12 protein-coding genes are annotated in these 14,712 nt (G+C 53.6%); 9 read left to right on the plus strand and 3 right to left on the minus strand.

All coding sequences use genetic code 11. The annotated features are described in order from the left end of the window. The first annotated feature begins 94 nt into the window (after nucleotides 1-94). From OS112_02900 to pheT, 5 genes are all read left to right on the plus strand, one after another. Nucleotides 95-3,403 (plus strand): PAS domain S-box protein, encoded by a 3,309-nt coding sequence (locus tag OS112_02900; protein ID WAC05592.1) that lies wholly within the window; start codon nucleotides 95-97, stop codon nucleotides 3,401-3,403. 86 nt (nucleotides 3,404-3,489) lie between these two features. Then, nucleotides 3,490-4,497 (plus strand): tRNA-intron lyase, encoded by a 1,008-nt coding sequence (gene endA / locus OS112_02905; protein WAC05593.1) that lies wholly within the window; start codon nucleotides 3,490-3,492, stop codon nucleotides 4,495-4,497. Nucleotides 4,498-4,506: 9 nt separating this feature from the next. After that, a complete protein-coding gene (locus tag OS112_02910) occupies nucleotides 4,507-5,760 on the plus strand; it encodes a tryptophan--tRNA ligase (protein ID WAC05594.1) in 1,254 nt (417 codons plus the stop codon). Between the two features lie 5 nt (nucleotides 5,761-5,765). Continuing rightward, nucleotides 5,766-7,205 carry a phenylalanine--tRNA ligase subunit alpha gene (locus OS112_02915; GenBank protein WAC05595.1) on the plus strand — a complete coding sequence of 480 codons (1,440 nt, stop codon included), beginning with the start codon at nucleotides 5,766-5,768 and terminating at the stop codon, nucleotides 7,203-7,205. Beyond that, a complete protein-coding gene (gene pheT, locus OS112_02920) occupies nucleotides 7,205-8,845 on the plus strand; it encodes a phenylalanine--tRNA ligase subunit beta (protein WAC05596.1) in 1,641 nt (546 codons plus the stop codon). Before OS112_02915 ends, pheT begins: the two co-directional genes overlap by 1 nt. On the opposite strand, the gene hisF is transcribed toward pheT, so the two are convergent. Then, on the minus strand, nucleotides 8,802-9,608 hold the full coding sequence (gene hisF, locus OS112_02925; GenBank protein ID WAC05597.1) for an imidazole glycerol phosphate synthase subunit HisF: 807 nt from the start codon (nucleotides 9,606-9,608) through the stop codon (nucleotides 8,802-8,804). The two genes, pheT and hisF, sit on opposite strands and share 44 nt — an antisense overlap. 143 nt (nucleotides 9,609-9,751) lie before the next feature. Between hisF and OS112_02930 the strand changes: the two genes are divergently transcribed. Next, a complete protein-coding gene (locus OS112_02930; GenBank protein WAC05598.1) occupies nucleotides 9,752-10,978 on the plus strand; it encodes an adenosylhomocysteinase in 1,227 nt (408 codons plus the stop codon). 109 nt (nucleotides 10,979-11,087) lie between these two features. Here the strand turns inward: OS112_02930 and OS112_02935 are convergent, their stop codons facing one another. Then, complete coding sequence (locus tag OS112_02935) at nucleotides 11,088-11,936, minus strand: DNA glycosylase (protein WAC05599.1); 849 nt, start codon at nucleotides 11,934-11,936, stop codon at nucleotides 11,088-11,090. Nucleotides 11,937-12,089: 153 nt separating this feature from the next. Between OS112_02935 and OS112_02940 the strand changes: the two genes are divergently transcribed. From OS112_02940 to OS112_02950, 3 genes are read left to right on the plus strand one after another with little or no spacing between them, the layout of a single operon-like run. Continuing rightward, entirely contained in the window at nucleotides 12,090-12,419 is a 330-nt protein-coding gene (locus OS112_02940) for a hypothetical protein (GenBank protein ID WAC05600.1), read from the plus strand. 38 nt (nucleotides 12,420-12,457) lie between these two features. Continuing rightward, nucleotides 12,458-12,916: a hypothetical protein gene (locus OS112_02945; protein ID WAC05601.1), complete on the plus strand. Its 459-nt coding sequence runs from the start codon at nucleotides 12,458-12,460 to the stop codon at nucleotides 12,914-12,916. 53 nt (nucleotides 12,917-12,969) lie between these two features. Continuing rightward, on the plus strand, nucleotides 12,970-13,707 hold the full coding sequence (locus OS112_02950; GenBank protein ID WAC05602.1) for a PhzF family phenazine biosynthesis protein: 738 nt from the start codon (nucleotides 12,970-12,972) through the stop codon (nucleotides 13,705-13,707). A gap of 79 nt (nucleotides 13,708-13,786) precedes the next feature. On the opposite strand, the gene nifB is transcribed toward OS112_02950, so the two are convergent. After that, a complete protein-coding gene (gene nifB, locus OS112_02955; GenBank protein WAC05603.1) occupies nucleotides 13,787-14,680 on the minus strand; it encodes a nitrogenase cofactor biosynthesis protein NifB in 894 nt (297 codons plus the stop codon). Between the last annotated feature and the right edge of the window lie 32 nt (nucleotides 14,681-14,712).

Consider the following 14,712-nt stretch of genomic DNA (forward strand, 5'->3'; position numbering starts at 1 on the left):
TAATAAAAGCGTACATTTATGGGCTCTTTATCCGATTATATTTCACATACATCCTCACCGGCGCATTGCTGTTTGTGGTGGACGGAACCCCTGCATGATATCGGTGCTTTACATAGATGATGAACCAGCGCTCCTTGACATATCCCGGCGGTTTCTTCAGCGGTCAGGAGATCTTGCTGTCGATGTGACCCCATCTGCCATCAGTGCGCTCGAACTGATCAAAACAAAACCGTTCGATGCCATCGTTTCTGATTACCAGATGCCGGAGATGGACGGGATTGCACTGTTAAAGGAGATACGGTCCCGCAACCCCGACCTGCCGTTCATCCTGTTTACCGGCAAGGGCAGGGAGGAGGTGGTCATCGAAGCGATCAACAACGGAGCGGATTTCTATCTCCAGAAAGGAGGTGATCCCACCTCGCAGTTTGTCGAGCTGGAGCACAAGGTAAAACAGGCAGTGCGGCGGCGGAAGGCAGAGGCCGCGCTTCAGGAGAGCGAGCAGCGGTTCCGGGGGATTGCAGAGCGAAGTTCCGATCTGGTCATGATACTCAATGAACACGGGGTGGTGACCTATGTATCCCCCTCAGTACATGCAATTCTCGGGTACCTCCCTCAGGATGTAATTGGCTATACTTTTGATGAGCAGGTGATGCCAAAGGAAGACGTTGCGAAAATACAACGCAACTTCTCAAAAAACCGCGAGGGAGTTCCGACAGAAAAAATCTCGTTCTCCGTGCGGAAAAAAGACGGGGATTTTGCGGTTCTGGAAGGGCAGGGGATCCCTATCCTTGAAAACGGGACATTTTACGGGATTCAGGTGGTGCTCTACGATATCACCGAGCGCATGCGGGCCGAACAGGCATTAAAAGAGAGCGAAAGCCGGTACCGTGCAATGTTTGAAAATACCGGCACTGCAATGGTCATCATTGAAGAGGACACCACGGTCAGCCTCGCAAATACGGAATTTTTACGGCTGACCGGCTATTCGCAGGAGGATATCGAGAAAAAGAAATCCTGGACCGAATTTGTGGTACAGGATGATCTTGACCGGATGCTTGCTCAGCACAAGCTCCGGCGGGAGGACCCAAAAAGTGCGCTCCGGCACTATGAATTCCGGCTGATATCAAAAACGGGCGATGTACGTACCATCCTTCTCAACATCGACATGATCCCAGGTACAAAAAAGAGCATTGCCTCCCTTATAGATCTGACCGACCGCAGCCAGGTGGAGACCGAACTCAAGGTTAAATCAGATGAAATCTCCACTGCATATGAACAACTGGCCGCGGTGCAGGAGAAGCTCCGGGGAAATATCGACGACCTGACATACAGCCGGCAGGCTCTTGCTGATTCACAGCAGATGCTGCAATCGGTGCTGGACACCATTCCCGTCTGTGTGTTCTGGAAGGATACGAGCCTGAACTACCTTGGATGCAACCAGCAGTTTGCCCGGGATTCGGGTTTTGACTCCGTTGAAGGCGTTGTGGGGAAATCTGACTATGATATGGGGTGGAAGGAGCAGGCAGAACAATACCGGGCTGACGACCGTGCCGTGATTGAAAGTGGCATCCCAAAACTCAATTATGAAGAATCCCAGACGACCCGGGACGGAAAACAGATCTGGCTCCTCACCAGCAAGATCCCCCTGAAAGATACAAAAGGGATTATCCGTGGCGTCCTTGGCACTTATGAGAATATCACTGCGTGGAAGCTTGCAGAGCAGGAAAACCTCAAAAAGAGCGATGAACTGCAGACCGCATATGAGCAGCTCAGTTCCTCAAATGCAGTCCTGCAGGATAATTACCGGTACGCCACCGAAGCAAAGCAGGCAGAAGAAATACAGAAGAACCGGGCGGAACGTTCGATCGAGTTCCAGAAGGCCCTCGTGAACCTAGCCACCATGGATGCACCAACCCTGCGGGATGCAATGAATAACATCACCCGTACGGGTGCCGATGCATTGCATACTGATAGGGCAAGCGTCTGGTTTTTCTCATCGGATGGCAGCCAGCTGGTATGCAATGACCTGTACATTGCCAGCCGGGATCACCATAGTGCCGGCCAGACATTCCTGGAAAGAGATTTTCCCCGGTACTTCGCTGCCTTGCAGGGTAATCGTACTATTGTTGCCGCGGATGCGCAGACCGATGAGAATACCTCGGAACTCACAAAAAATTATCTCGAACCTTCAGGGATCAATTCAGTGCTTAATGTGCCGATCCGGTCAGGACGGCATGTTGTCGGTGTGATCTGTCTTGAACACCTGGGGCAGCCCCGTACATGGGTTGTGGAGGAGCAGGATTTTGCTGCATCGCTTGCCGACTTCACCGTCATTGTGCTTGAAAAAGCGCGGCGGCGCCTTGCAGAGAAGGATCTTCGCAAAAGTGAAAACCGGGCACGCATCACCCAGTTTGCTGTAGAGCATGCGGCTGAGGGAATCTTATGGTTTGACGGGAATGGAAAGGTGGTGTACGCGAATGCCGCCACATGCTTGATGCTCGGTTATGCATCAGAAGAGATTGCACAAATCTCCATTTTTGATATCGACAGTTCCGTTTCCACGGCACGGTGGAATGATTATCTCAGTTCAAAGGTGGCATCCGACTCCCTTCCCTTTGAGACCGCTTATACAAAAAAAGGCGGTGAGCGTTTGCTTGTTGAAGTGACCAGCGACTATTTCGAATATGCCGGGACAATCTTTGTCTGCTCGTTTATCCGTGACATCAGCGACCGCAAGCGCTCTGAAAAAGCACTCATGCTGGCGAACCAGAAACTCAACCTGCTTTCCAGTGTCACCCGGCACGATATCCTTAACAAACTGACCATCGTACTCGGGTATCTCGAACTTTCTAAGATGGTGCGTGACAGGGATAAACTCGAGGATTTTATCAAAAAGATCGATGACACAATTCAGGTGATCCAGGACCAGATCCAGTTCACCCGGGATTACCAGGACCTGGGTGTCCGCGCTCCGGAATGGCAGGAACTAGAAGTTTTGTTTGCCAAGGCCATCTCACAGCTTGACCTTGGGAAGGTCGAGGTGCACACCGACCTTTCGGGCCTTGTTATATTTGCCGATCCGCTTCTCGAGCGGGTGGTGTATAATCTTCTCGACAACGCGCTGCGGTACGGGGAACGTATCACCATGATTCGTGCCTCGTACCGACTGGAGGGTGAGGAGATGGTCTGGGTTGTGGAAGACGATGGTGTAGGGATCCCGGCAAAGGATAAAAACCAGATCTTCAACAAGGGATTTGGCAAACATACCGGGCTGGGGCTCTTTTTAGCCCGGGAGATTCTCGCCATCACTGGGATGGCCATCATGGAGACCGGGTTCCCCGGTAAAGGCGCACGTTTCGAGATCATCGTCCCGCAGGGCGCATTCCGCACCACTGGCGATTAATCATAATCCCGGTACAAAAGATGCCGTTTGGTAACTTCCGAGCCCCCACTTTTCTTAATACCGAGCAGTAACAAATACCCTGAGCAGTGAAAGCAGTATTTGACGGTATCTCGGTGCGTTGCGGGCGGGACGGGCAGGTGCTTTACGAGCAGGGGGGGTTCGGGCGAAGGGAAAAAGACGGTGTGCGGTTTGCCCCGCATGAAGCCTTGTATCTCCTCCACCGGCAAAAGATCGAGGTCGACGGGTATGATTTTGACAGGCTTCTTGGCGTGTTTGCACAACAGGCAAATGTCCTGCGCAGTTATCTTGTATACCGCGACATAAGGGAGCGCGGATATGCAGTCCAGACAGGGCCTCATGACTTCCGTATCTTTAAACGGGGACAGCGGCCCGGAAAAGGAGAGTCAATCTATCTCGTGCGTGTTGTCTCTGAACGCGACCCTATTCTTTTTACCGAGCTAATCCGCGAAGTGACCACTGCCAACAACATGCGCAAGCAGTATGTGCTCGCAGTCGTTGATGATGAGGACGAATTGACATATTATGAAATCAAGATCCAGAACCTTCCTGAAGTATCCCCTCCTGCCATATACCCCCTGGTTACCGGAGTGCCTGCGGGCAAATCCATTATGGTAAAAATTCCCCCCGGATCTGCATTTGAACAGGCATGGTTTGGGAGCCGTCTTGACGATTCACGTGTCATGTTCTCTCAACTTGAGGCATTGTACCTTGCAGGGGAGGGTGTGCTGTCGGTGACTGCAAACGGACTGCAGGTAACTGCAGACAACATCTTTTTACGGGCATGCGAAAGCGACCCCGAATTTGCGTACAAGGCAACGGTCTATACTGACCTGCGTAAAAAGGGGTATGTCCCAAAAACAGGGTACAAGTTCGGGCACCATTTCCGGGTCTATTCCGGGGCTAGGGTGCATTCTGAGATGCTCGTCCACGCGGTGCAGACCGGTGCCGGTCTTCCCATGAGTACCATATCACGGTCGGTGCGGCTTGCCCACAGCGTCAAAAAGAAGATGTTGTTTGGCTGTGTATATACAAGCGGCATTCAGTACGTCGAATTCGCCAGAATCAAACTGTGAGCGCTCTTCATGGCACACGAGATCAATCCCTGGTCGAACAACCAGGCCGTCGATATCGATAAACTCTTCTCCGAGTTTGGCATCGAACCCATTGCTCCCGCACTAGCTGACCTGCCTGAAATCCCGTACTTCATGCGCCGGGGTATCGTCGTCGGACACCGTGATTACGGGCAGATCGCTTCTGCCATAAAATACAGGGCCCCGTTTCATATCCTGACCGGTTTTATGCCGAGCGGACACCCCCATCTCGGCCACCTGATGGTGATGAAGGAGGTTGTCTGGCATGTCCAGCAGGGGGGCAACGGGTACGTGACGGTCGCTGACCGCGAGGCGCATGCTGTCCGCGGGACCTCGTGGGAGAAGTGCGGCGAGTTCGGGAAGGAATACCTCTCTTGCCTGTACGCGCTCGGCTTTGAAGGGACGACCTACTACCAGAGCAAAAACGAACGGCTCAAAGACCTTGCCTTTGAAGCGGCCACAAAAGTCAACTTCTCGGAACTCTCCGCAATCTATGGATTTTCGCCGGAAACCGACCTTGCCCACGCAGAGAGTGTCATCACGCAGGTCGCGGATATCCTCTATCCACAGATCGACCGCGCACCGGCCCCGACGCTTGTGCCTGTTGGTATCGATCAGGATCCACATATCCGGCTGACAAGGGGGGTCGCCCACAAGATGCGGATGTTTACCGTTGAGGAACGGGACGGTTACATCAGCGTACGATCCAAAAACGCGCCTGATGCGCCGCTCGCTGCAGTGCACAAGGCATTTGCAGGCTCGAAAAAATACGAGGGGCACGTGGATATCCGGGGAATGGGATGTGCCGACGTGAGCCGGAAGGTGCGTGAGATCGAGTGTGCACATGGGGGATACGGGTTCTTCACTCCGTCATCAACCTATCACATCTTCATGCCGGGGCTTAATGGAGGAAAGATGTCAAGCAGCATCCCCGACAGCATCATCGGGTTTTTTGAAACAGAGGCAACCGTAAAAAAGAAGGTCATGAGCGGGATCACCGGCGGGAGGATGACATTAGAAGAGCAGAAACGACTCGGGGGGGAGCCGGACAAGTGCTCGCTGTATCTCCTCAACCTCTTCCATATGATAACCGATGATTCCGAACTATTGAAGGTACGGCAGAAATGCATGCAGGGCGATATTACCTGCGGCCAGTGCAAGAAGGAGACAGCGGAGCGGGTTATAGCATTTTTAAAGGATTTCCGTGCGAAGATGGATGTTGCTGCAGAAAAGATCGGGGCGTGAGACGTGTGGAACTGACGCAGAATGAAAAAAGGCTGCTTGGGGCTCTTGCAGAAGAAAAATCCGTCGATGTGCAGGCTCTTGCTGCACAGCTCAATGCGACGCCGGAAGCTGTTGTGCAGTGGGCACTCCTTGGAAAGGATCGTGGCATCACGGATGTCATGAGGGGGGTTACCCGGACACTGGAGTACACTGAGGAAGGTAAACAGTATCTGGAAAAAGGTCTTCCCGAGACGCAGATCCTGAACGTGATTGGCGATGGCACTACGCTTGCCGATCTCCAGAAACATGCCGCGTTCAGGATCGGCTTTGGGCAGCTTAGGAAGAAAGGACTTATCACGGTGACGAAGGGTTCTATTACAAAAAATGCTGGCGCGTCAACCTTTAATGATGAAGCGGCACTGAAAAATCCTCGGGCTGGAGAACCACATACGCAGGAACTGGTGAAACGCGGGCTTCTTAAGGAATGCGAAACAATCCGCAACATCATCTCTATAACCAGAGAAGGCACCTTGTTGGTAAATGCAGGCCTCGACCTGCGGGAAGAAGTCGGGACGCTCACCCGCGACCAGATTATCTCGGGGGGATGGAAGGATCTCAACCTGCGCCGATATGACGTGACAAAGCTCCCGAAGAAGACATACCCTGGTAAGATTCATCCCTACCAGCGGATCATCTCAGAGATGCGGGAGATCCTGCTTGAGATGGGATTCACCGAGCTGTATGGCGGGATCGTCCAGCAGTCCTATTGGAACTTCGATGCCCTCTTCCAGCCGCAGGATCACCCGGCCCGCGAGATGCAGGACACATTCTATCTTGGCGAAACCCGTCCGCTCCCCAAGGGTTACGAGCGGGTGAAAGAGATGCACCTCTCCGGAGGGGAAACCTCATCGAGCGGCTGGGGAGGCACCTGGCGTGAGGATAAGGCAGAGCAGTGCGTGCTCCGCACCCATACTACAAGCATCTCTATACAGTACCTTGCAAAGAACCCGACACCTCCTGTGAAGGCATTCTGCATCGGGCGGGTGTACCGGAGGGAGACTGTGGATCCCACCCACCTTGCCGAGTTCGAGCAGCTCGAGGGGATCGTCATGGACGAGGGCGTCCATTTCGGCAATCTGCTGGGGATCCTCCGCGAGTTTTACCACCGGATGGGATTCATGAGTGTGAGGTTCAAGCCTTCCTACTACCCATATACGGAACCGAGCCTTGATGCGGAGGTATATGTCGAGGGTATCGGCTGGATCGAGATGGGCGGGGCTGGGATCTTCCGCGAGGAGGTCACCGCTCCCTTTGATATCCGTTACCCGGTCCTTGCATGGGGTCTTGGCGTAAGCCGGATCGCCATGCTCCGCCTCGGTCTCAAAGACCTGAGATATCTGCACAGGAGCGACATCGCGTTCCTTAGGGATACCCCCGCCCTGAACCGTACCGGAGGCGACCGGTAATGGCGGTCATCTCGCTTCCGTACCGCTACCTTGAGCGGCTTACCCGAACCGACCGGAAGACGATCCTTGCAAGGATCGCCCTGATCGGGTCTGACATCGAGAGGACCGAAGAAGACCATGCTGATGTTGAGTTCTTCCCCGACCGTCCCGATCTCTTCTCACCGGAAGGGGTAGCGCGGGCTATGCGTGGCTTCCTCTCGATCGAGACCGGCCTGCCGGTCTACCCGATAAGGCAGTCAGGCATATCATTCACCGTGGATCCCGGTCTTGCCAACATCCGCCCTGTCCTTGGGGCAGCAGTTATCCGGAACCTCTCGTTCGATGATGAGTCGATTCTGAGCATTATGGCGCTTCAGGAAGCGCTCCACTGGGCTGTTGGGCGCGGAAGGTCAAAGGTCGCAATCGGTATCCACGACCTTACAAAAGTGCAGGCTCCGTTCCGGTATATTGCGGCTGACCGGAAATTCAGCTTTATCCCGCTCGATTATACCGAACCGATGACAATGGAGGAGATGCTGGAGAAGCACCCGAAAGGCAGAGATTTTGCCCATCTTGTCAACAATCTCCCCCGCTTCCCACTTATCCTCGATGCGAAGGACCAGGTCCTTTCCTTCCCCCCTATCATCAACGGCGAGCTCACTCGGGTTACCACCGCAACGCGGGATATCCTTCTCGACACGACCGGTACTGACCGCCGGGCTGTCATCCGGGCGGTTTCTATCATTTGTACAGCGCTTGCCGAGGCCGGGGGCTCTCTTGAGTCCGTGGTGATCGACGGGCAACCCTGCCCAGACCTCTCCCCCGCGGTTCGCACCATCAGTGTTACAGCCTGCAATAACCTCCTCGGGCTTCGGCTTCCCGCACCTGAAATGGCCGCACTGCTCGAGCGCATGCGGTTTGGCGCCGTCCCGGAGGGCAAGGAAAAGCTCCTCGTCAGCGTACCGTGCTACCGGGGAGATATCATGCACGACTGGGATATCTTTGAGGACGTCGCGATCGCTTACGGGTACGAGAATATCCCGGCACAGCCACCGGCGACCTTCATGGTGGGAAAACCCCATCCCATCCCGGTCCTCGCAGGGCTCGCCCGCGAGATCTTCTGCGGGATGGGATATCTCGAAGTGATGCCTTTCACCCTGACTAACGAGGAAATTCTCTTTGCGCGGATGCGCAGGCAGGAACATGCCGGCGTCCTGCATGTCCTGCACCCGATCAGCACGGAGAACACCGTTGTCCGGACGAACCTTGTCCCATTGCTCCTTGAGATGCTGGCACTGAACCGGCACCGGGAACTTCCCCAGCGGCTCTTTACAGTCGGCGATGTTGTCGAATCTTGTGTTACGTACCCACGGGCTGCCGCGGTCAGTACATATTCGGACGCTGACTTCTCCGAAGCCTATGCCTGCGCGGATGTTATCTGCCGCGAACTCGGGATTACGTATACTGTCAGGGAATCAGTCGATGAAGCCTTTATCGATGGGCGCCGCGCTGAACTGTATGCAGACGACCGGAGTATCGGTTCATTTGGCGAGATTCATCCCGCCGTCCTGAATGCTTTTGAGCTGGAGCAGCCTGTTGCAGCTTTCGAACTTGACCTTAAAGCCGTACCGGGATACCCCGCGCAGCAAGATAGTCCTTGACATCGTGAACCGTGAACTCACCGTAGTGAAAGACGCTTGCCGCAAGGCAGGCGTCAGCTTTTCCAGCGGTAAATCCTTCGTAGAAATGGTCGAGTGTGCCTACGCCCCCGCTCGCGATTACAGGGATACCGGCAGACTCTGATACTGCTGCAGTGACTGCAATGTCAAAGCCCTTTTTTGTCCCGTCTGTTTCCATGCTCGTGAGGAGGATCTCTCCTGCCCCCCGTGCCTCTGCCTCTTTTGCCCAGCTGATCGCATCGATACCGGTCGGTCTGCTACCCCCGTAGATCACGACCTCATACCAGCATGTCCCGCCGTTGGGGAGCGCAACAGGCGTCCCTTCCGGGTTTGGCGTGAAGTTGCGGCGCACATCCATCGCGACAACCATGCACTGGGTGCCAAACGATTCCGCGCCTTTTGTGATCAGGCCGGGGTCGTGGACAGCGCTCGTGTTGACACTCACTTTGTCGGCACCGGCCCGCAGGATCTGCTGGATATCTTCAAGCGTCCGGATACCTCCCCCGACTGTAAGAGGTAAAAAGAGCTGGTCTGCGGCCCGTTTAACCACTTCGACGATCGTACCGCGCTTTTCCTTGGAAGCAGTGATATCAAGGAAGACCACTTCATCGGCGCCCTGTTCATTGTAACGCTCGGCCAGTTCCACCGGGTCGCCGGCATCGCGAAGCTCGAGAAAATGCGTGCCTTTCACCACCCTGCCGTCTTTTAAGTCAAGGCAGGGTATGATCCGCCGTGTAAGCCCCATCTGGTATCAGTCTGGGACTGCCGGGTAATTCTAATTTTCCCTGTTTTTTATGCATGGCGAGTTTTATGTCCGTTGGAGTGCTCATTGATATGGTACGATACTGTTGGGACAGGTTTTGTTCCCGATCCTTTCGCGGTGCTGATATGAGTTCAGGTGCATTGAAGATAGAATGGGCGGCGCAGTTCATGCCGGTGCTTGCCGCCATCAAAAAACAGTTTGTCAAAAAGAAACCCTTTGCCGGCATGACCGTAGGGATGGCACTCCACGTGGAAGCAAAGACGGCAAATCTTGTCTCCACGCTTGCAGCAGGCGGCGCTGAGGTGCATATCACCGGCTGCAACCCGCTCTCAACGCAGGACGATGTCGCAGGGGCGCTCAACCATGTCAGGGGAGTGCACTGTTACGCGAAGCGTGCGTGTTCGGTTGAGGAATATTATGCCGCAATTGACAAAGTGCTGGACGCGTCGCCGACGATCACGGTCGACGACGGGATGGACCTGATCCATTACCTGCATACAAAACGCCGCGACCTTCTGAAAAATATTATCGGAGGATGCGAAGAGACGACCACCGGTATCCACCGGCTCAGGGCGATGGCAGCAGAGAGCAAGCTTGAGTTTCCTGTCATCGCGGTCAATGATACCCCCATGAAACGGTTCTTTGACAACGTGCACGGCACCGGGGAGAGCGCACTCTCGTCTATCATGATCACGACCAACACGCTGATCGCCGGGAAATACGTGGTTGTCGCCGGCTACGGCTACTGCGGGCGGGGGCTTGCTCGCAAGGCGCACGGGCTTGGGGCAAAAGTCATTGTGACCGAAGTTGACCCGCGGCGGGCACTTGAAGCTCACATGGATGGTTTCCTTATAATGCCCATGGACAAAGCCGCGGAGATGGGTGACATTTTCATCACGACAACCGGGAACACCAGCGTGATCGCCGCCCCTCATTTCAAAAAATTAAAAGACGGCGCAATTCTCTCCAATGCCGGGCACTTTAACGTGGAAATCGATATGGGCTGGCTTGTAAGGAATGCTGATAAGGTCATACAGCGCGACGGTATCGAGTCGTTTGTATTCAAAGGCAGGGCCATCCATGTCCTTGCCGAGGGAAGGCTCGTGAACCTTGCCACGCCCAAGGGCATGGGACATCCTGTAGAAGTGATGGACCTGAGTTTCGCACTACAGGCTCTGTGCGCCAGGTATATCGCAGAAAACGGCAGGGACCTTTCCGGCGGTGTTTATGAAGTCCCGCAGGAGATTGACGAGCAGGTTGCGCGCCTCAAACTCTCGTCCCTGGGGCTTACCATCGATGAGATGAGCAGTGAGCAGAAAAACTATCTTTGCAGCTGGGATATTGGAACATAGTCATTTTTTCAATAATACATTTGGCATGAAAAAGGACGGATTTTTATTATCGAACGTACCTGAAAGGCTCTGTCTTGCATTCCCATTTTAATAAAAGGGAAATTTCTCGTCAGCTATCCCGTGCGGCATAGAGATATTCCTGTGCATAGCCGCAGTATTTTCCAAAATGCTTCTGTGCAAACCTGCGGATCGTGTCATATTCCCAGCCGGTAAGCGACGAGTCATTGCTAAGGGTTTTGATATAATTGTCCCGCATTATGCGGCGGATCCAGACATCGACAGGAAACGCCTCGTATTTCTGGAACGCAAAGAGAAGGATGCAGTCCGCAGCTTTAGGCCCGACACCCTGCAGCTTCATCAAAGCCAAACGTGCCGGTTCATAAGAGAGTGAAGCGATGGAATCGTACCATACCCTTTCATCTTCGATATCACATGCGGTATCCAACACATAAGGCGACCGGTATCCCAGTTTGCATTCAGAGAGGTCAGGGGCGCACGCAGATGCAAGTGAAGCGTGATCGGGGAAGGCGTGATAGGTCTTTCCCTCAAATTCGAGCGGTGTACCAAATGATTGTGCAATATTTGCGATCCTCCGTTTGATCATCGGGATGTTCGAATTGGTCGCGCAGATATAGGAGATCAGGCATTCCCATGCTGGCTGGCGCAGGAGGCGAAGGCCCTTGCAATTTGAGATCGCTTCATGTATGAAGGGATCCCGGTCAAAGGATGATGTGATTGCATTCAGGTCCGTGTCAAGTGAAAAATAGTGCCTGATGAAATGGGGCGGTGCGCCCTCATATGTCAGGGCCGTTTTCCCCTGCCGTATTTTGATGACACGGTTCCCGACAACACCATACCACCACCCATCAGGTCGCTGTTCCCACCGGAACGCCTGCCCGCAGGAAAGGGTGAGATCAAGGGAAAACGGCTCATCGTGGGCAAGCGAAATCACCGGCATGGCTGTTTCATTATACACATCGATTTTTACCTATTTAGTGTTCATTGAGCAGCCTTCATCACGTTCGCTTCCAGGATTTTGGAACAATCACGAGCCCGACACCTTCATATTGCAACGAATAGTCTTTTAATATATAAATCATAAGTTCTTTTTATGGAATTGACGGAACAACTCAAAACATTCATTGAAGAGGGACAGGACTGGGAACGCAAACCTACCAGCGTGAAGGGAGTCACCATCATCCGGCTCCCCAAGACCAAGAACCGTGCGGCGTCGCTTGCGATTGATATCAACCCTCTCAACGAACAGGGGCTCCCTATGAAAAAGAAAGGCATAATGCTGATGAACTCAGTGGAGCTCAAAGCATTCCGTGCGACATTCAACAATGAAAAAGTAGACAACCTTATAAAAGCGCTTGAGGATGTTCTTCCGGAACGCAGGATGGCAGCAGCGCCCGCAAAGCCGGATGTCCTGCAGATCTGATGGCACTGACGCGATTATTACACAAATCGACAGGAGGAATGGATATCAGACATCTGGTGGCAGCTTGGTTCATTGGCATGATAATCATCAGTCTTGCGTGTGCAGGATGTCTGGGTGTTAAGACCCCGCCGGTAGCACGCCCGGCAGCACCCGCGGTATTTGTGGATTACTACCGCACCGGGGGGATCGCGGGATTTGATGACCGTCTGGTAATATTTGACAATGGTGCGGCTGTAGTTGCGACAAAAGACGGGAGCAAAGAGATCGTCCTGAACAGTACAGACATGAACAGGATTTCAGACATGTTCATGCAGGCACAGTTCTCAATGCTCCAGAATAATTATCCGGCACCCCGCGGCTCCCTCGAATTGATCCGGTATTCGATCAGCTACCATGGGAAGACCGTGACCACAGAGGATTCCGCTGTTCCCCCTAGTCTTGACCCGGTTCTGGACGAGATGAACCGTATTGTGAAAAATGCAGGGATCAAGGCATAACCTTTTTGACGCTTTAGTCCGTCCCCCTCAAATCCACATGACTGAACCCTGCCATGGCCAGAATCTCCTGTATTGACGCGTTTTCCGATCGTCCGTTCTCAGGAAACCCTGCCGCTGTATGCATCCTTGAAAAAAGAAAGGATGCTGGCTGGATGCAGCGCGTTGCGCGGGAGATGAACCTTCCAGAAACTGCATTCCTTTTCTCCCATGATGAGGGGTACCGGCTGCGCTGGTTCACACCGTGCGTTGAGGTCGATCTCTGCGGGCATGGCACACTTACGAGCGCCCATGCTCTCTGGGAACAGGGGTTCTGCGACCCGGATTGCGCGATAAAGTTCCTGACAAAAAGCGGTACCCTGACCGCAGGGGAAAGGGGCAGCTGGATATGGCTTGATTTTCCTGCTGAACCAGAACGCCCGATGCTTGTTCCCGATGGACTTGAGGAAGCGCTGGGGGTGCAACCCGTATATGTGGGAAAGAACCGGTCCGATTATCTTTGCCAGGTCGAATCCAAAGATATAGTCCGCGCGATTCAGCCGGATTTCAGGATGCTTGCAAAAATCCCGGCACGTGGGATAATCGTGACAAGCCGGGCACACAAACCCGGATATGATTTTGTATCCCGTTTCTTTGCACCGGCGCTTGGTATCGATGAGGATCCTGTGACCGGTTCGGCGCACTGCTGCCTTGCACCGTTCTGGCAGCAGGTCATTAAAAACCGGAAATGGTCGCGTACCAGGCATCAGCGCGGGGTGGGGAAGTCCGCGTGCGTGTTGAAGGCGACCGGGTAAAACTCGGCGGGCATGCGGTCACCGTCTGGAGCGGCGAACTGGCAGTGTAAACACCAAAATAAAACAGGAATAATAAATTTCAGTCTTTTGCGTACACACAGGATTGCACGTCATATCCCAGTTTTCCAATCGCATCGGCACGGCACCGCTGGCAGTGCCTCATCTGTTTGACATATTTTGAACAGGCGTCCTGCATCTTTATCTTCATCTTGGGAGTCGGCGGCGTGATGTCGGCAAACTTGTACTGGGCGATGAGCGGGATGACGTTGAATGTGTATACACCCATTTCACCAACTTTTTTTGCGATTGCAGGAATATGGTCTTCATTGATGCCGGGTATGTAGACGGTATTAATCTTTACAATCATGTGGCGTTCGACTGCCATCTGGATCCCCTTCAACTGCTGGGCGAGCAGCAGCTTTGCCGCTTCAATCCCGGTGTACCGTTTTCCTTTATAGTCCACGAACTGGTAGATCTTTGCCCCGATCTCGGGATCGATGGCGTTGAGGGTGACCGTGATATTTCCCACGTCGTATTTCTGTAGCAGGTCGATTCTCTCAGGAAGGTTCAGGCCATTGGTGCTGATGCACTTGATCACGTTCGGGAACTCCTCATGCAACCTGCGGAGTGTTTCGAAAGTCTCGTCGTTTGCCAGCGGCTCCCCGGGTCCTGCGATACCAATCACCTTGATGTAGTTGTATTTCGCCATCACTTTTTTGACCATCTCGACGGACTCATCGGGGCTGAGCACTTTTGTGGTAACTCCGGGGCGGCTCTCGTTCACGCAGTCAAAGTCCCGGATACAGTAATTGCACTGGATATTGCACTTTGGCGCGACGGGAATATGGCAGCGTCCAAAGGTGTGGCATGCTTTTTCAGAAAAACAGGGGTGCTCCCGGATCTTGCGCATCTGCTCCGGGTCCCACTGGACTTTTTTTCCTGCAACGTCAGCGACCTGAACATCTTCTGCCATAATTAACATCAGACAATGGGCTGTTAATGTAT

Source organism: Methanoregula sp. (genome assembly GCA_026625165.1).
Lineage (GTDB): Archaea > Halobacteriota > Methanomicrobia > Methanomicrobiales > Methanospirillaceae > MVRE01.